General features: G+C 40.8%; 19 protein-coding genes. 14 read left to right on the forward strand and 5 right to left on the reverse strand.

Annotated features, from left to right (window positions below; translation table 11 throughout):
• Positions 1-102: 102 nt before the first annotated feature.
• Positions 103-1,815: a lysophospholipid acyltransferase family protein gene (locus tag H5182_RS08150; protein WP_182759866.1), complete on the reverse strand. Its 1,713-nt coding sequence runs from the start codon at positions 1,813-1,815 to the stop codon at positions 103-105.
• 169 nt (positions 1,816-1,984) lie between these two features.
• Here H5182_RS08150 and H5182_RS08155 point away from each other — a divergent pair, with 169 nt between their 5' ends.
• Together H5182_RS08155 and H5182_RS22325 are read left to right on the forward strand one after the other, a co-directional pair.
• A complete protein-coding gene (locus tag H5182_RS08155) occupies positions 1,985-2,905 on the forward strand; it encodes a glyoxylate/hydroxypyruvate reductase A (protein ID WP_182734413.1) in 921 nt (306 codons plus the stop codon).
• 98 nt (positions 2,906-3,003) lie between these two features.
• Positions 3,004-3,135 (forward strand): hypothetical protein, encoded by a 132-nt coding sequence (locus tag H5182_RS22325; protein ID WP_257325490.1) that lies wholly within the window; start codon positions 3,004-3,006, stop codon positions 3,133-3,135.
• A 30-nt stretch (positions 3,136-3,165) separates the two neighbouring features.
• On the opposite strand, the gene smrA is transcribed toward H5182_RS22325, so the two are convergent.
• The 3 genes from smrA to H5182_RS08165 all read right to left on the reverse strand — a co-directional run bounded on the left by smrA (position 3,166) and on the right by H5182_RS08165 (position 4,673).
• Positions 3,166-3,744, reverse strand: a complete 579-nt coding sequence (gene smrA / locus H5182_RS08160) for a DNA endonuclease SmrA (protein WP_182734410.1) — start codon at positions 3,742-3,744, stop codon at positions 3,166-3,168.
• 134 nt (positions 3,745-3,878) lie between these two features.
• Positions 3,879-4,124 (reverse strand): hypothetical protein, encoded by a 246-nt coding sequence (locus tag H5182_RS22330; RefSeq protein WP_145237284.1) that lies wholly within the window; start codon positions 4,122-4,124, stop codon positions 3,879-3,881.
• A gap of 99 nt (positions 4,125-4,223) precedes the next feature.
• A complete protein-coding gene (locus tag H5182_RS08165) occupies positions 4,224-4,673 on the reverse strand; it encodes a hypothetical protein (protein WP_145237281.1) in 450 nt (149 codons plus the stop codon).
• Between the two features lie 109 nt (positions 4,674-4,782).
• On the opposite strand from H5182_RS08165, the gene H5182_RS08170 reads away from it, so the two are divergent.
• Positions 4,783-5,166, forward strand: a complete 384-nt coding sequence (locus H5182_RS08170; RefSeq protein WP_145237278.1) for a response regulator — start codon at positions 4,783-4,785, stop codon at positions 5,164-5,166.
• A 92-nt stretch (positions 5,167-5,258) separates the two neighbouring features.
• Here the strand turns inward: H5182_RS08170 and rpsT are convergent, their stop codons facing one another.
• Complete coding sequence (gene rpsT / locus H5182_RS08175) at positions 5,259-5,519, reverse strand: 30S ribosomal protein S20 (RefSeq protein ID WP_145237275.1); 261 nt, start codon at positions 5,517-5,519, stop codon at positions 5,259-5,261.
• Positions 5,520-5,816: 297 nt separating this feature from the next.
• Here rpsT and murJ point away from each other — a divergent pair, with 297 nt between their 5' ends.
• From murJ to H5182_RS08230, 11 genes are all read left to right on the forward strand, one after another.
• On the forward strand, positions 5,817-7,355 hold the full coding sequence (gene murJ / locus H5182_RS08180) for a murein biosynthesis integral membrane protein MurJ (RefSeq protein ID WP_392352530.1): 1,539 nt from the start codon (positions 5,817-5,819) through the stop codon (positions 7,353-7,355).
• A 109-nt stretch (positions 7,356-7,464) separates the two neighbouring features.
• Positions 7,465-8,391 (forward strand): bifunctional riboflavin kinase/FAD synthetase, encoded by a 927-nt coding sequence (ribF, locus tag H5182_RS08185; protein WP_145237272.1) that lies wholly within the window; start codon positions 7,465-7,467, stop codon positions 8,389-8,391.
• Between the two features lie 25 nt (positions 8,392-8,416).
• Positions 8,417-11,245, forward strand: a complete 2,829-nt coding sequence (gene ileS / locus H5182_RS08190) for an isoleucine--tRNA ligase (protein ID WP_182759867.1) — start codon at positions 8,417-8,419, stop codon at positions 11,243-11,245.
• Positions 11,246-11,254: 9 nt separating this feature from the next.
• On the forward strand, positions 11,255-11,755 hold the full coding sequence (gene lspA / locus H5182_RS08195) for a signal peptidase II (protein ID WP_145237265.1): 501 nt from the start codon (positions 11,255-11,257) through the stop codon (positions 11,753-11,755).
• Complete coding sequence (fkpB, locus tag H5182_RS08200; RefSeq protein ID WP_145237262.1) at positions 11,752-12,192, forward strand: FKBP-type peptidyl-prolyl cis-trans isomerase; 441 nt, start codon at positions 11,752-11,754, stop codon at positions 12,190-12,192. Before lspA ends, fkpB begins: the two co-directional genes overlap by 4 nt.
• Positions 12,192-13,121, forward strand: a complete 930-nt coding sequence (gene ispH / locus H5182_RS08205; protein ID WP_149980806.1) for a 4-hydroxy-3-methylbut-2-enyl diphosphate reductase — start codon at positions 12,192-12,194, stop codon at positions 13,119-13,121. The genes fkpB and ispH overlap by 1 nt, the downstream gene beginning before the upstream one ends.
• A gap of 38 nt (positions 13,122-13,159) precedes the next feature.
• On the forward strand, positions 13,160-14,200 hold the full coding sequence (locus H5182_RS08210; protein ID WP_182759868.1) for a sensor histidine kinase: 1,041 nt from the start codon (positions 13,160-13,162) through the stop codon (positions 14,198-14,200).
• Entirely contained in the window at positions 14,197-14,898 is a 702-nt protein-coding gene (locus H5182_RS08215; RefSeq protein WP_145237253.1) for a LytTR family DNA-binding domain-containing protein, read from the forward strand. The genes H5182_RS08210 and H5182_RS08215 overlap by 4 nt, the downstream gene beginning before the upstream one ends.
• Positions 14,899-15,031: 133 nt before the next feature.
• Positions 15,032-15,592 (forward strand): type IV pilus modification protein PilV, encoded by a 561-nt coding sequence (gene pilV, locus H5182_RS08220; protein ID WP_145237250.1) that lies wholly within the window; start codon positions 15,032-15,034, stop codon positions 15,590-15,592.
• 1 nt (position 15,593) lies between these two features.
• Positions 15,594-16,583, forward strand: a complete 990-nt coding sequence (locus H5182_RS08225) for a PilW family protein (protein WP_145237247.1) — start codon at positions 15,594-15,596, stop codon at positions 16,581-16,583.
• A complete protein-coding gene (locus tag H5182_RS08230) occupies positions 16,571-17,053 on the forward strand; it encodes a pilus assembly protein PilX (protein ID WP_145237244.1) in 483 nt (160 codons plus the stop codon). The genes H5182_RS08225 and H5182_RS08230 overlap by 13 nt, the downstream gene beginning before the upstream one ends.
• The last annotated feature ends 7 nt before the right edge of the window (positions 17,054-17,060 follow it).

Below are 17,060 nucleotides of genomic sequence, written 5' to 3' on the forward strand. Positions count from 1 at the left end.
ATTAAGCCCCTGTGAAACGCTGAATTCTGTATCTTGAGGTGGCTTGGGTATAGTAAATAAGCTAGATGGCTGGTCGTCCTTATTTTATACACCTTTGCGTTCTTAGTTCTTTCCTAAATATCTTTTTGCTTTGCCTTCTTTTACTTTTTCAAGATCAACAAGCACTAAGCCATCAATACAATTATTGAAATCAGGATCAACACTAAAACTTAAAAACTGTACGCCGCCAGGCTCACATAGTTCGGTGTATTGTTTAAATAAAGTGGGTACTTGGGCACCCATGTTTGCGAGCACATGTTTGAGCTCAACAAAGTCTTCTTTGACATCATCACCGCTAAATAGATTTGCGCACTGTATGAGTTGCTGCTCTGTGAGTTTGAACTCATTATTAGGTGTAGCTATAACCTGCTTAGCGCCGTAATAATGCTGATAATAATGAACTAACATGGCTTTGGCTGGTTCTGGCAACGCGTTAGAGACACTGACTGCGCCATAGAGGTAGCGATACTGAGGATAATTTTTCACAAACGCGCCAATCCCATACCATAAATAATCAAGACTTTTACGACCCCAGTATTTAGGTTGTACAAAGCTGCGACCCAGTTCAATACCTGCAGCAAAGTAAGGAGTCATTGCATGACTGTAAGAAAATAAGCTATCAGTATATAAACCTTTGCGGCCGTGTTTATCAATAATAGCTTGAGCACAAGCAAGTCGGTATGCGCCAACCAATTCAAGTTGTGAGCCGTCCCATAAAACCAAGTGCTGATAATCCATATCGTACTTATCAATATCACGACGCTTACCACTGCCTTCACCAACAGTGCGAAACGAAATCTCTCGTAACCGGCCAAGCTCTCTGAAAATCGCTGAGCTGCCTTGATATTGATAAAGGTATATCTGCATGCCGTCTTGAGTTGTGCCTAATAGCTCACACTGTTCGATGGCTTTTTTTAGTTCCTTGCGGCATTCTGAGGAGGCGATGGGTGCTTGTGTTTTAAGCGGTAAGGTTTTCTTTGAGGTAAGTGCATAAAGCTGCTTACGGATCAGATTGACTACTTCTTTGTCTTTAAGGTTTTCAATTAAATAAGACTCTGGAGGTATCGATGCGCCAATTTCAAACTCTAATGATTTTTGTCGTTGTTTAAACATTTCTTTAACCAGTAATAAACTCGCTAAAGGCTTGTAAATCATCGATGTGCCATAAAAAAGTGGGCTATTTTTGGCTTTAATAAAAATCGGTAAAATTGGCGCATTGGCTTTTTTTGCGATCCGTAAAAAACCACTATTCCACTTGCAATCTTTAATTCCGGTAGGGCTTAAACGCGACACTTCACCTGCTGGGAAAATGAGAATGGCCCCAGCTTCTTTAAGGTGCTGGTGGATATTATTGAGTTCTTGCTTTTTACTGTCACCCGATAAATTATCGACCGGCAGTAATAATGAGTGCATTGGCGTAACTGACATTAACATGCGATTGGCAACGACCTTTAAATCCTTACGAACACTTGATAATACTTTAATTAATGCCAGTGCATCTAAAGAGCCAATAGGGTGGTTAGCAACAATAACTAACTTACCCTCACTAGGAATATTCTCAATCTGCTTTGGTTTGTAGCGAGTATCAAAATCTAGTTCATCCAACACTTGCTCAACAAACTCAATGCCTTGTAAGTGCGGGTAGGCATCACCAAATGCAACAAATTCTTGTTCGTGAAGCAAATAACCTAACCCTTTTTTAACTAAACTTTTTACTTTAGGTGAGTTTTCTAATTGTGGTAGATTTGCTGCGATTACTTTATCAACACTGATCATAATTACCTCGTTTGCATATGGTGATCAATATATCGCCAGAGTAAAAGCTTGCCATGACAATTAGGTTGCAGTTGTGTGACTTTTTAAAGAGCCGAGCAGTAATTCGATTAGATTAAATGTTTTAACAAAGGTTATACTCTTTGCAAATCAACAACTCTATAGGCATAACATGAGCGTACTCGTTGCGATTAGTGGACGTGATTGCAGTAAAATTATTACTGCGTTAGCGACTAAATTACCAGGTGTAAAAATTTCACAGTGGCCAGACTGTGATAACTTAGAGGATGTTGAATTTGTGCTTGCTTGGCTGGCACCTGCAGATATGTGGGCACAACTACCGAATTTAAAAGTAGTTTCTTCATTTGGCGCAGGGGTCGATAGCATTGATTTAAACTTACTCCCTGACAATGTCGTTGTGACACGCATCGTTGATGAAAATTTAGCTCATGATATGGCAGAGTATGTGCTTACCCATATTTTAGCGCATAAGTTAAGGCTTAAAGACTATGTGATTAAGCAACAACAACGACAATGGCTGCCAAAACGCGCTTATAGTCATAATCATGTTGTGATTTTAGGTTTTGGTGAGTTAGGACAAAGCTGCGCTAAACGTTTACTGGCTAATAATTTTACCGTAAGTGCATTTTCACAAAGCCCTAAAAATATACCCGAAGTAAATTGTATTCATCAAGTAAGTGAGTTACCAAGTTTGTTAGCACAGGCTGATTATCTCGTGTGTTTATTACCACTAACCACGCAAACGAAGGGCTTTATTAATCGCAACTTATTAATGCAGCTACCAAGTCATGCCGTGCTCATCAATGTAGCGCGAGGCCAGCACGTCGTTGCAGACGATTTACTTTGGGCATTAGATAATCAAATTATAAGAGGAGCAACATTGGATGTTTTTGCACAAGAGCCATTAGCTGCAGAGCATCCTTTTTGGCATCATTCAGCGGTTACAATGACTCCCCATTGCGCGGCATTGTCTGATCTGGAAACTGTAACGCAGCAGATTGCTAATAATGTACAACGTATGAAAACAGGCCTTAAATTAAATAATCAGGTTGATAGAACAAAAGGTTATTAAAAGTTCAGCGACAATAGCGTAGTACATCTTGTTAACATCTGTAATTTTAGTTAGTCTAGTTAACTCAAAAAACACTAACAATAATAATAAGGTGTACAATGAAACAGCATCAAACAGGCGTTAAATTTAGTATTATCGTTATTTCAGTGGTCTTAATGGGTGTGTCTGCATGGTTTAATCAAGCTAATGCAAGTGAACAAGCCCCCGTTTTACAAAGCCAAACAGAATAAATAGAACCAACAATTGATAACGAAGCCGGGTTAGCGTTTACTATGACGCTCCCGGTTCTCACTCTTCTTCTCATCACTTTTTTTAATTAACACATAGCTTGCACCACTGCCACCATGATGCCTAAGTGCACTATGAAAGGCTAATACGCAGTCAATTTCTTGTAGCCATTTATTGGTATAACTTTTTAACACCCCAGGGGTCTTTTTGTTTTTGATACCAGTGCCGTGGCGGATCACTACCACACGAATATTACTTTTTTGGCAATCAGTTATAAATTCAAATAAGGCTTGGCGTGCGTTTTTTAGTGTTTGGCCATGTAAGTCAAGTGTCGCATCAAGCTGATACTTAGCTAATCGAAGATTTTTAAATACAGCATCTTGCACTCCCGCATTTTTATAACTCAATAGTGCATTAGGCTCTAATAGCTCGACTAATTCACTACGTAGATAATTTTCATCGATGTTTAAATTTAATTCTGCGGCTTTGCGTTTTTGTTGCTGGGCTAAAGAGGGGCCAGTTAAGTGTTGTGATGGTTCGATCGTATCGTGATCTAGGCGAGCAACGTCTTCCATAGACGTTAAAAATAAATCAGAGTCAGTTAAAGGCATAGTGATACCCAAAGTAGCATAATACGCCGATGATTTTAACTTAGTTCATTTTGCTGCCCAAGTTCTATTCGCGCAAAAAAATACCCTACCGAGCAAAGCCCGGTAGGGTACATAAAATTATCTAGGGAGAGATATTAATTTTGCGGCACATTTAATTGCCCAAAGGTATAAACCTTGAACAAGTAAAACGTGTTTATCAACACTAAACTCATGTTTGAAATAACACTCGACGACATTAAATCCAAGCTAAATGACAAAAACAGTAAAGCACAGGCGCTGATCGCCGCTACACGCAGTATTGTTAATTGATTGATAAAAAACGCCCCTAATCCTAGGGCTAACAGGATAATATTTAAAAGCCAATCTAGCTCGTTTAGCATGGTTGTATCGTTGTTCAAGTGTTGAAAAAAGGAGCGCCATTATGTTGATATTTTGCGCACCTTTCAACCAAGTAATTTTATATTTTCAGATTAGTTTTTTTAATCCAAAATTAATTTTTGTAATGCAGAAAAAAAGCCGGCTTGTTCGGTTACTCGATATTTTTGACAAGTATCTGGTTGCTTATTGTTTTGACATAAATAAAGGCTATTACGCGCTAAATCGGCATTTGGCTGCAAATTTGAGTCAAATAACATGGCGCCATAACCAAACAGTCCCGGCCAATATACACTTTGCGTTACTAATCCTAATTTTTCATAGGTTAATAACTGTGGTTTGGGGATAACTAAAATAGCAAACACAATAACACCCGCTACAATAATGCCTGTGCGGCTTTTTTTTGTTTCAGTTAATTCACTACTAGCAGTTTGTGTTTGTGCTTGCGTGACGTTTGCCTGAGCAGGCGCTTTTCGCTTGTTAGTTGGTGCCGTTGGTTTTTTTCGTTGAGGCGTTTTTCCTAGCAAGGATTGTTTTTTTATATTATTTGACATAAAGCAAATCTGGCCTTTTAAGCAGAGCTCTCTATAATGAGATTATTAAATTAGAAAAGTTATTAAGCATAATAACTTAAACCTAGTTCATAACCTACGGGGATCAACAATGAATACGCAGCTTTCAATTTTAATAGTGGATGATGTTGGAACAGTGCGCAGCTTTCTCCATCAAACATTAATGCACTTAGGTATTGAAAATGTTAGAGAAGCGTCGACAGCTGCGCAATGTATAAGTGCTTGCCAAGCGGCCGATTATAATATTATTTTTTTAGATATTGAGTTGCCAGACGGTGATGGTAAAGAGATTATCGCGCAGATCAATGAAATAAACCCACAAACTAATGTCGTTATGGTATCGGCTCACTCAACGGTTGAGAATGTTAAAGATGCAATCGATAAAGGGGCTAAAGGATTTGTGGTAAAACCATTTACACCGAAGAAAATAGCGGCAATGTTGAAAAAGTTTTATCCAGAATTAGACGTTGTTTAACGCAACAACAGTGTTTAAATAATTTTAAGCGTTAAATGATAGATATAAAAAAACCGGTCAAGACCGGTTTTTTATATTCTAGCAAAAACAAATTATAGCGCTTTGATCTTAGCTGCTATGCGGCTCTTATGACGAGCTGCTTTGTTTTTGTGAATTAGACCTTTAGTTGCATAACGGTCTAAAATAGGTGTAGCAACTGCGAAAGCTTGCTGTGCAGCTTCCTTGTCGCCCGCTTCAATAGCAACAACTACTTTTTTGAAGTATGTACGCATCATTGAACGACGGCTTGCGTTATGCTGACGGTTTTTTTCGCTAGTGATAGCGCGTTTTTTTGCAGACTTGATGTTAGCCAAGGTTTGCTCCTAACAATCTTAAAATAAGCTTAATTTAAAGGCCGTGGAATATGCCTTTTTTAATCGTGAATGTCAATAAAAATTTGACATACCAAGAAAAACTGCTCCTATATAACGAACATCAATTTGCCGCTCTAGCACAGTTAATACCGCTATTGTAACAAAGGCGGTGAGTTCAGCCTAGTGCTTTAGAGCGATTTATAAAAAAGACTGTGGCATAATTGGTTTTATCGTTGGTTTTAAAGCAGGTTTAGTGTGGCAAAAGGATTATTTCGTTCCGGTATGATTGTAAGTGCAATGACAATGATATCGCGTGTTTTAGGATTAGTGCGAGATGCTGTTGTCGCAAATTTACTTGGCGCAGGTGCTGCCGCCGACGTTTTTTTATTCGCTAATCGTATTCCCAACTTTTTGCGCCGCTTATTTGCTGAAGGGGCATTTGCGCAAGCATTTGTGCCAGTTTTGTCGGAAATCAAACAGCAACAAGGAGACGACAAAGTCAGGCTGTTTGTTGCTCAAGCCGCTGGCACACTTGGTACTATTTTACTGGTTGTAACTATTATCGGTGTAATTGCATCGCCAATTATTGCAGCACTATTTGGTACTGGGTGGTTTATTGAGTGGTGGCAAGGTGGCCCAGACGGTGAAAAATTTGTATTAGCCAGTAGCTTACTTAAGCTAACGTTCCCCTATTTATTTTTTGTAAGTCTTGTTGCACTAAGTGGCGCGGTGATGAATGTTTATAATCGTTTTGCTGTTGCGGCCTTTACGCCAGTGCTGTTGAATATTTCGATTATTGCCTGTGCAATCTTATTACACGATAAATTCTCGGTTGGTGCTTATTCGCTAGCTATTGGTGTGTTTGTCGGTGGAGTGGTGCAGTTATTGTTTCAATTGCCGTTTCTGTACCGAGCGAAAATGCTCAGTAAACCACGTTGGGCCTGGCAGGACGAAAATGTAAAAAAAGTCCGTAAGTTAATGTTACCGGCGTTGTTTGGGGTATCTATTAGTCAAATTAATCTACTGCTTGATACCATGATTGCGTCATTGTTAATGACAGGGTCAATTGCTTGGTTATATTATTCTGACCGCCTAATCGAATTTCCACTGGGGTTATTTGGCATTGGTATCGCGACGGTTATTTTACCTGCGCTATCTAAATTACATAGCAGCGAAAAAAGCAGCGATTTTCAGCACACCTTAGATTGGGGAGTGCGGTTTGTGATCTTTTTAGGCTTACCTGCGATGATTGGTTTGATGATCATTAGCCCGTTAATCATTTCTGTATTATTTGATCATGGCGCGTTTAGTCAAGGGGATGTCGATCATGTTCAGGCCGTGAGTTTAGGGGTGATGGCTTACTCTGTTGGGCTTGTCAGTTTTATGTTGATCAAAGTTTTAGCGCCGGGATTTTATGCACGTCAAGACACTAAAACTCCGGTGCGTATTGGCATTATTACGCTGGTGTTGAACATGGTCTTTAATATTATGTTAGCACCGTTTATAGGTTACTTAGGATTGGCGCTTGCGACTTCAATGTCGGCCAGTTGTAATGCGTACCTGCTTTATCGTCAATTAAGCAAAGAGCAGGTTTATCAGTTTTCGCGTTTTAGTTTATTGTTTACCTGCAAATGTTTGCTCGCCGCCTTATTGATGGGGGCTGTAGTTTGGTACGCTGCGACACAGTTTTTATGGCGTCAGTGGCATTTTAGTGAGCAAGTTGTTTTATTGATAGGTTTACTCGCTCTGGCAGGGGGGGTGTACTTTTTAGTGTTGTTTTTACTCGGGGTAAGACTAAATACCATAAAAAACGTTGTTAGTGCTCAATCAGACTAAAAAAATCAACTGAAACTCGCATCTTGAGGTGGTTTGGGTATAATCGGTGATTCTGTAACCCAAGTGAAATTTTACTCGGTACATAACGCTTACAAAGGCATTAGGTGGCATGGAGTTAATTAGAGGTATCCACAATATTCGCACACAGCATTATGGTTGTGTGTTGACCATTGGTAATTTTGATGGTGTGCACTTAGGTCATGGTGAAGTACTCAATGGATTACTCAATGACGCTAAAAAATATAACTTACCGAGTACGGTAATGTTATTTGAGCCTCAGCCACAAGAGTTTTTTGCCAGAGATAATGCGCCAGCTCGATTAACGCGGTTACGCGATAAGCTAGGTCTGTTAGCAAAGTTAGGCGTTGAACGGGTAATTTGTATTAGTTTTAATCAGCAATTTGCCAATATGCAAGCTGAGCAATTTGTGACAGAAATACTGATCAACAAGTTGGGTGTCAAAGCGCTAACCGTAGGTGATGATTTTCGCTTTGGTAAAAGACGCCAAGGTGACTTTAATTTACTAAAAAAAATGGGCCTCGCGGCTCATATGGATGTAAAAAGCACCGCGAGTTTTCGGCAATTAAATGCTAGAGTAAGCAGCACCTTGATCCGCCAAGCATTAGCTGAAGGTCAGTTAGCGCAAGCCAAAGCGATGCTAGGTCATGATTACGCAATATCAGGGCGAGTGATCCATGGCTGGAAACGCGGTCGTGAATTAGGTTTTAGAACTGCAAATATTGCGTTAAAGCGGCAAGTATGCCCTGTAAATGGGGTGTTTGCGGTACAAGTAACGTTAAACGATAAAACAGTGTATGGGGTTGCAAATATTGGCAACAAACCCACATTTAATGGAACACGCGCATTATTAGAAGTTCATCTGTTCGACTTTGCGCAAGATATTTATGGACAGTTTATGCACGTGGAGTTAATTAAAAAGCTTCGCGATGAGAAAAAATTCGAGACATTAACACAATTGACGGCACAAATAGCAACTGATGTTGCTGCCGCTAAACAGTGTTTTGGTTTAAATTAGGTAGCCGATACGGAAACTAGGATTAATGAGCGACTACAAGCATACTTTGAATTTACCGGAAACGACGTTTCCAATGCGCGGCAATTTGGCACAACGTGAGCCAAAAATGCTTAAGACATGGTATGAAGACGACCTGTACGGTCAAATTCGCAACGCTAAGAAAGGTAAAAAAACCTTTATTTTGCATGACGGCCCTCCGTATGCGAACGGCGATATCCATTTAGGTCATTCAGTAAATAAAATTCTAAAAGATATTATTGTTAAATCAAAAACCTTATCTGATTTTGATGCGCCTTACGTACCTGGTTGGGATTGCCATGGTCTACCGATTGAATTAATGGTAGAGAAAAAAGTGGGTAAGCCAGGCGTTAAAGTCACGGCTGCAGAATTCCGTGAGAAATGTCGTGAATACGCTAAAAAACAAGTTGAAGGCCAAAAAGTTGATTTTAAACGTTTAGGCGTATTTGCTGATTGGGATAAGCCTTACTTAACCATGAATTTTGACTTCGAAGCAAACGCAATTCGTGTGCTTGGACGTATCATCGAAAAAGGCCATTTACACAAAGGCGCTAAGCCTGTGCATTGGTGTACTGATTGTGGTTCTGCATTGGCCGAGGCTGAGGTTGAATATCAAGATAAGCAATCACCAGCGATTGATGTGCGTTTTGAGTTTGTTGATCAAGCAGCCGTTGTTAGTGCCCTTGATTTAAAAGCCGATCATGAAGGTAAAGGTACAGTCAGTACAGTGATCTGGACAACTACACCATGGACACTGCCAGCTAACCGTGCGGTTGCCGTACATGCTGAACTAGAATATGCCTTAGTGCAAGTTGATGATGAAGGCGCGCAGCAGCGTTTGATTATAGGGTCAGAGCTAGTTAAAGATGCAATGGATCGCTACGGCTTTAAGCACTTTCACGTATTAGGTTATGTAACGGGTTCAGCACTTGAAAATTTACAAGTGGCGCATCCATTTTATGATTTTAATGTACCAGTGATTGTGGCCGATCATGTTACTACTGATTCTGGTACGGGTATCGTGCATACAGCACCTGGCCACGGTCAAGAAGATTTCGTGGCAGGTCTACAATACGGCTTAGAGGTGGCTAACCCGGTTGGTGCAAATGGTGTTTATTTACCTGACACTGAGCTTTTTGCAGGTCAACATGTATTCAAAGCCAATGCGAGTGTAGTTGATGTGCTGACTGAGCGTAATGCGCTTATGCATCACCATGCCTTAACGCACAGTTACCCGCATTGCTGGCGTCATAAAACGCCAATTATTTTCCGTGCAACGCCGCAGTGGTTCATTAGTATGGATCAAGCTAATTTGCGCCAAGATTCATTAAAAGAGATTAAAAACACTCAGTGGTTGCCAGAATGGGGCGAAAGCCGCATAGCAAACATGGTTGAAGGTCGCCCGGATTGGTGTATTTCGCGTCAACGTACCTGGGGTGTTCCAATTGCACTGTTTGTTGATAAAGACACCGGTGCTCTTCATCCTGATACTCAAGCTTTGATTGAAAAAGCAGCCCTGCTGGTTGAAAAATCCGGTATTCAAGCATGGTATGACTTAGAGCCTGCAACTTTACTTGGTGAAGCTGATGCTCAGCAATACATGAAAGTGCAAGATACATTAGATGTATGGTTTGATTCTGGTGTAACGCACGCCTGTGTGGTTGATGCTCGCGAAGATTTAGTTGGTCCAGCTGATTTATACTTAGAAGGCTCAGATCAACACCGCGGTTGGTTTATGTCATCAATGATGACGTCAGTGGCAATTAATGGTCATGCACCATATCGTCAAGTGCTAACTCACGGTTTCACTGTTGATGAAAACGGCCGTAAGATGTCAAAATCGCTAGGTAACGTTATTTCACCACAGAATGTGATGAATAAACTCGGTGCAGATATTTTACGCTTGTGGGTTGCTTCAACTGATTACACTGCAGAAATGACCGTATCAGATGAAATCTTCAACCGTTCTGCGGATCGCTACCGTCGTATTCGTAACACTAGCCGTTACTTACTCGCTAACTTAAGTGGTTTTGATCCTAAAACTGACCAAGTAGCTATTGATGACATGGTTGAACTTGATCGTTGGATTGTTGGCCGTGCGGCGCAATTACAAGATGAAATTTTGGCGGCTTACGAAAGTTACCAAATGCTCCAAGTAACGCAAAAGCTAATGAATTTCTGTACTGGTGAGCTTGGTTCATTCTATTTAGATGTGATCAAAGACCGTCAATACACAGCGAAAAGTGATAGTCATGCCCGTCGTTCATGTCAAACAGCTCTATATCATATTGCCGAAGCTATGACTCGCTGGATGGCGCCAATCATGAGCTTTACCGCACAAGAGATTTGGCAAGCACTGCCAGGTGAACGTGACCAATATGTGTTTACTTCAGTTTGGTATGATGGCTTAAAAGCGGTTGGCGAAGGCCAGTTTAGTAATGACGATTGGTTAACGATTCTTACTGTGCGTGATGAAGTAAACCGTGTGTTAGAAGGTGCACGTAAAGAAGATGTGATCGGTGCGACACTCCAAGCTAATGTGAATATTTTTGCCAATGCAGAGCTTGCAGCTAAATTAGCAGCTTTGGGTGATGAGCTTCGCTTTGTATTCTTAACATCTAACGTTACTGTTACAGCTGTTGATACACAACCAGATGCAACTCAAACAACTGAAATTGAAGGCTTATACATCAGCGTATCAGCTACTGATGCACAAAAGTGCGAACGTTGTTGGCATTACTGTGATGATGTAGGTGCAAATCCTGCGCATCCAGAAATTTGTGGTCGTTGTGTTAGCAATGTAGATGGCGAAGGCGAAACACGCCAATTCGCATAGGAGTAGGAAGTGAGCAAACTAGCCCAAAAAAGTGGTTTAGTGTGGCTTTGGTTAAGTTTGCTACTTTTAGTAGCAGACTTTGCCAGTAAAACACTGGTTGTTAAAACCATGAATTTACGCGAATCAATTGATATATTGCCATTTTTCAATTTAACCTATGTGCATAACTATGGCGCAGCTTTTAGTTTTTTAAGTGAAGCGGGTGGTTGGCAACGTTGGTTTTTAAGCGTTATCGCTATTTCAATCAGCGTATTATTGATCTGGTGGCTAAAACGTTTACCTGCCACTAATAAAATTTTATGCAGTGCTTATTCGTTAGTATTAGCGGGCGCAATTGGCAACTTATATGACCGTATCAGCCATGGTTATGTGATTGACTTTCTACACTTTTATTATGAAAGCTGGAATTTCCCTGCGTTCAATATTGCCGACAGTGCGATTTGTATTGGTGCCGCATTATTATTATTTGATGCCTTTACTGGCGAAAGTCCTAAGGAGCAAAAAGCATGAGCCAAGCAGTTATAGGTGAAAAATCAGAGGTTATTTTTCATTTCTCAATTAAGCTATCGGATGGTTCTGCGGCAGATTCAACCAAAGTGCATAATAAGCCTGCAAAATTAACGATGGGTGATGGTAGTCTAACGGCTAACTTTGAAAAATGCTTATTTGGTTTAGCGTCTGGTGACAGCAAGTCATTTGAACTTGAGCCAGAAGATGCTTTTGGTCAACCAAACCCAGATAATATTTACTATGTAGACCGTAGTAAGTTTGGCCCAGAAACGCCGGCAAAAATTGGCTCTATTATTGCGTTTACTCAACCTGATGGTACCGAATTACCAGGAGTTGTTCGTGAAGTGCAGGGTGAGTCTGTGACCATCGATTTTAATCATCCGCTTGCAGGTCAACGTTTAACTTTTGAAGTTGATATTTTAGAGGTGAACGGGTAATGGAAATTTTATTGGCAAATCCGCGCGGTTTTTGTGCGGGAGTCGACCGTGCGATTAGTATCGTTGAACGTGCGTTAGATATCTTTGAAAAACCGATCTATGTGCGCCATGAAGTTGTCCATAACCGCTACGTGGTAGATGGTTTGAAAAGACGTGGTGCGGTGTTTGTTGAAGAATTGGATCAAGTGCCAGACGACAGCATTGTTATTTTTAGTGCCCATGGCGTGTCACAAGCTGTACGCAGTGAAGCTAAGCGTCGAGATTTAAAAGTATTTGATGCAACATGTCCATTGGTCACTAAAGTGCATATGGAAGTGACCCGCGCTAGTCGTAAAGGTATCGAGTGTATTTTAATTGGTCATCATGGTCACCCTGAAGTTGAAGGCACCATGGGGCAATACGATAACGCTAAAGGTGGTATTTATTTAGTTGAAACGCCTGAAGATGTTGCCAAACTAAACGTGAAAAATCCAAATAACTTATTTTATTGTAGCCAAACTACATTATCGGTAGATGATACCGCAGATGTTATAGATGGCTTAAGAAGTAAGTTTCCAGCGATTGATGGCCCACGTAAAGACGATATTTGTTACGCCACACAAAATCGCCAAGATGCGGTACGTGACTTAGCTGATAAAGTAGATGTGTTATTAGTTGTTGGTGCTAAAAATAGCTCAAATTCAAATCGGTTACGTGAACTTGCTGATAAAATGGGTACTGTTGCTTACTTAATTGATGACGCCAGTAATGTTGAAGATCAATGGTTTGCTAATGTCAATGCGGTTGGTGTTACCGCGGGTGCATCAGCCCCTGAAGTGCTTGTACAACAAGTGATTAACCGCCTTAAAGAATTAGGCGGTAAACAGGTTATTGAAAACCCAGGCGAAGTAGAGAATATCGTATTTGCTGTACCCGTTGAGCTACGCTAACCTTAGCGTACTGACAGGACATTATTAAGGAGCGCGCAATGAGCAAGTCGGTGCAAACCAATACTTTGCTTTTTGCGGCGCTGTTTAAAGAACGCGGCGTACTTGCTACTTTAGTCGTTGCGCAAGTTATCGCCACTATACTAGCTTTCGCTCCTGCAACTGCGGATGATATTTGGATCCGCCTCGGCGGGATCAGCCTGTTTTTACATCTCACATTTTTGTCTAGTCTAACTTGGCTTTACTTACTGCGTAAACCACTTGCAAACTTGGGTCAGCCTTGGCAATTAAGTGCTTTAATGGCTTCATTACTACTTACAACGGCGGTTTTCAGCGTATTGTTAGTGACCTATGGAGGCGACTTTATTGCACAACAACATACTTATCAGTTTATTTTAAGAAACTTATTAGTCGCTTTTCTAGTCACCGCATTGTTTATTCAATTTTTAACTATTCATTTTGAAAAAGACCAGCAAACTAATGCGTTGGCTCGCGCTGAGCTAGATGCCTTACAGGCACGTATTCGTCCGCATTTTTTATACAACAGCCTCAATACCGCAGCGGAGCTTACTCATTATGATCCTCAAGCTGCAGAGCAAGCGATTTTAGCGCTCGCGGCATTATCTCAAGCGGCAATGCGAGTGGGGAAAGAGACTGCACTAAGTGATGAAATCGCACTGACTCAGCAATATATTGCGCTTGAAAGTTGGCGGTTTGCTGATCGTTTACAAGTTAACTGGCAATTACCGGAACAATTGCCAGAGATAACTATTCCGTGCTTAACATTACAACCACTGCTAGAGAATGCTGTTTGTCACGGTGTTGAGCCTTCATTGACTGGCGCTATAATTTACGTCGAGTTACATATTAGTAAACGCTCGTTAGTCATTTTAGTTGAAAACCCAATCTCGTCGCAGCAGCAAAAACGCTCAGGAAATGGCATGGCACTGAATAATATTCGCCAGCGGTTAGATCTTTATTATCAAGGTCATGCAAAGCTGACAATGACAACACGAGGTGATATTTTTCGGGTAAAGTTAGTACTGCCCCTGGCTATTAATAATGCCAAGGAGCAAGCATGAAGGTACTCATAGTTGATGATGAGCCACTAGCACGTGCTCGCTTACAGCGATTACTTGCTCATTACCCAGACTATAACCATGCAGCACAAGCAAGTAATGGCAACGAGGCTTTGCAACAAGTGAAGCTGCAGGCTCCTGATATTGTATTTCTGGATGTTGATATGCCTGCTATGAGCGGTTTAGAAGTTGCAACACAATTGAACAAGTTGTCTGTCCCTCCGGCTATTATTTTCGTCACCGCTCATCCTGAGCATGCCTTAGAAGCTTTGCAACTCAGTGCCGCGGGTTATTTAGTAAAACCTGTGACGGAGCAAAATCTAGCAAAAACAATAGATCAACTAGGTCGTTTAACACGCGCCCATCTACAAAAGCAACGTCCAGCGGCAATCAGTTATCAGCTTGCGGGGGTGACACGCAGTGTGGCATTAGAGGATGTTTGTTATATTATAGCTGAAGAGAAATACACGCGTTTAGTTTTTACTAACGGTGAGGCATTGCTTGATCAAAGCTTAAAACAACTCGAGCAGGATTATCCTACACAGTTATTACGAATTCACCGCAAGATAGTGATTAATCTGTCCCGGCTAATCGCTCTAAAAAAAGCTGAAGATGGCAGTCATGTGGTTTTATTAGAAGGTTGCAGTTGTTTATTACCAGTAAGTAGACGCGCTTATAAAACAGTAAAAGAGCATCTTTAAGCACATTAAATTTTGCAGCAAAAATGCATAGTTAACCATTCATCAACAAATATAACCGTTCATCCTAACCCATCTTGTATCTACATATTATTAGCATATCCTTATAATCAGGTATTTTTATATTGGGTGTAATATGAGGTCCATCAAGCATACATCGCAACATGGTTTTACGTTAATAGAGGTTTTAATTGCGTTTGTGATTTTAAGCTTTGGCCTACTCGGTGCGGTCGCATTACAAGCAAAAGCAAAACAAGCCAGCTTCGACTCTATGCAACGAGCAGCAGCAGTTGCTTTAGGTAATGACATTATTCAACGGATACGAGCAAATGACCGAGTTGCGTCAATCACTCAGTATAATGGCACATTCACCAGTAACACAGCACTAGAACAGTCTCGAACATGTTACACCGATACATGTAGCTCAGCTCAAATAGCTGCTCTAGATCGTCAACAATGGATCCGTGCCATACAAGCCCGTGAAAATACTGGCGCGCTCGATGACGCCACTGTGTGTATAGAAAATACTGTAGCGGCAGGTAATGGTGGCAGAGGGTTTAATATTCAAGTCGTGGTAAGTTGGCGGGGACGTCAAGAGATCACTGCTAATGCTGAGACAAAAAAAATAACATGTGGCGAAGAAAGTAATACCCGCCGCGTTATGGTACTAAAAAGCTATGTTTATTCAAGGAGCTAGCATGAAGCAGCGAGGTTTCACTTTAGTCGAAATGATGATCGCACTTTTTATTGGTGGTTTAGTGCTCGGCGGAGTTATGTTTACTTACATAAGTATGAAAGTAACGACCAGAGATACTATGGTAATTGGTGAATTACAAGAAACGGGTCGTTTAGCATTAAATATTATGCAGCGCGATATAGAGCAAATCGGTTTTTGGGGGACATTCTACGAAGATTCATTTTCGAAAGAAAATACCACAACTCTAACCAACCCTACTGGTGATTGTTTTTCTGGACTTAATAACGGTAGTTTCCCCGTTAATAATGCAAATAGTAATTTTCGTTCGGTATTTGCACTTGAATCAACTGGAGGCGCGCAGTTGAACTGTATTACAGATTCAAACGATACAACAGATATCTTACAGGTGAAATTTCTAGAGGGTCTGCAAATTGATCCTGCTGATACCAGTTCAAGTAATTATTACTTTATAGCTGAGCAAGAGCGAGCTGAATTTCGCAAAGGTCCAATAGCTGCTGGGACTATAAACGGCAATGCAACGATTTGGCGTTATCGTCACCACGTTTATTACATTGATGAACAAACTTATCAAGTCAATGGACAAAATATCAATGTGCCGGTACTAATGCGACGCCGACTTAGCGCCAGAAAAGACCAAATGATTACTGAGACTATTATGGAAGGTGTTGAAAACATGCGTTTTTTATTTGGGCTAGATACAAATAATGACGGCCGTGTGGATGCTTATCGAAGCGTAGGAATGATGACAGCAACAGATTGGGAAAACCGCCGAGGAATATTAACCGTACAAGTTTTTATACTGGTGCGGTCATTACAAGAATATGCAGACTTAAATCAGCTCAATCAAACGTATACTTTAGGTGAGGATGCAGGTCAACGAGTGCTTAGGTTTAATGACAGGTTTCGTCGAGCTTTATTTACAACAACTATTCGCTTAAATAATGTGGGGGCTAACTTATGGCGTATTTAAAACCAGCTGCCAAACAGCAAGGAATTGTGTTGGTCGTTGCTTTGATTATGGTGGTCGCTGTCACTGGCATTGCGGTGACACTTATGAGCAGTAGTAGTGTAGATATAAAAATTACTAATGCTGCATTTGAGCGAGAAGAAGCTGAAAATTTATTAATGGGTAACGTACAACAATTGATTGCAGGTGAGGCTAACAAGGGCGGCACAAGTCATTTTCTATATACTCGAGCTCAAATACCAAATGGCACGCTTGAACTGCCTCAGATAGATGATACAACAAGTACGATGAGTAATTTAAATAATGGTGCACTAGACTTACCATGTCCTCGAAAGTTTAATTTTACAGCGGGCATTTCGTGCAATATGGTGCAGGTAAACAGTACCATTACGTTTGGCTCAAAAAGTAGACATACTATAACAGTAACATCAGGCATTGCTCAGGAAATGGCAAGCTTGAATACTGGCGGTTAAGTGAGTA

The sequence above is a fragment of the Pseudoalteromonas sp. SG44-17 genome (assembly GCF_014164235.1).
GTDB lineage: Bacteria > Pseudomonadota > Gammaproteobacteria > Enterobacterales > Alteromonadaceae > Pseudoalteromonas > Pseudoalteromonas rhizosphaerae.

Coding starts and splice junctions, on each gene's coding strand:
- H5182_RS08150 (WP_182759866.1), bottom strand. CDS start 1,815: ATGATCAGTGTTGATAAAGTAATCGCAGCAAATCTACCACAATTAGAA.
- H5182_RS08155 (WP_182734413.1), top strand. CDS start 1,985: ATGAGCGTACTCGTTGCGATTAGTGGACGTGATTGCAGTAAAATTATT.
- H5182_RS22325 (WP_257325490.1), top strand. CDS start 3,004: ATGAAACAGCATCAAACAGGCGTTAAATTTAGTATTATCGTTATTTCA.
- smrA (WP_182734410.1), bottom strand. CDS start 3,744: ATGCCTTTAACTGACTCTGATTTATTTTTAACGTCTATGGAAGACGTT.
- H5182_RS22330 (WP_145237284.1), bottom strand. CDS start 4,124: ATGCTAAACGAGCTAGATTGGCTTTTAAATATTATCCTGTTAGCCCTA.
- H5182_RS08165 (WP_145237281.1), bottom strand. CDS start 4,673: ATGTCAAATAATATAAAAAAACAATCCTTGCTAGGAAAAACGCCTCAA.
- H5182_RS08170 (WP_145237278.1), top strand. CDS start 4,783: ATGAATACGCAGCTTTCAATTTTAATAGTGGATGATGTTGGAACAGTG.
- murJ (WP_392352530.1), top strand. CDS start 5,817: ATGACAATGATATCGCGTGTTTTAGGATTAGTGCGAGATGCTGTTGTC.
- ribF (WP_145237272.1), top strand. CDS start 7,465: ATGGAGTTAATTAGAGGTATCCACAATATTCGCACACAGCATTATGGT.
- ileS (WP_182759867.1), top strand. CDS start 8,417: ATGAGCGACTACAAGCATACTTTGAATTTACCGGAAACGACGTTTCCA.
- fkpB (WP_145237262.1), top strand. CDS start 11,752: ATGAGCCAAGCAGTTATAGGTGAAAAATCAGAGGTTATTTTTCATTTC.
- ispH (WP_149980806.1), top strand. CDS start 12,192: ATGGAAATTTTATTGGCAAATCCGCGCGGTTTTTGTGCGGGAGTCGAC.
- H5182_RS08210 (WP_182759868.1), top strand. CDS start 13,160: ATGAGCAAGTCGGTGCAAACCAATACTTTGCTTTTTGCGGCGCTGTTT.
- H5182_RS08215 (WP_145237253.1), top strand. CDS start 14,197: ATGAAGGTACTCATAGTTGATGATGAGCCACTAGCACGTGCTCGCTTA.
- pilV (WP_145237250.1), top strand. CDS start 15,032: ATGAGGTCCATCAAGCATACATCGCAACATGGTTTTACGTTAATAGAG.
- H5182_RS08225 (WP_145237247.1), top strand. CDS start 15,594: ATGAAGCAGCGAGGTTTCACTTTAGTCGAAATGATGATCGCACTTTTT.
- H5182_RS08230 (WP_145237244.1), top strand. CDS start 16,571: ATGGCGTATTTAAAACCAGCTGCCAAACAGCAAGGAATTGTGTTGGTC.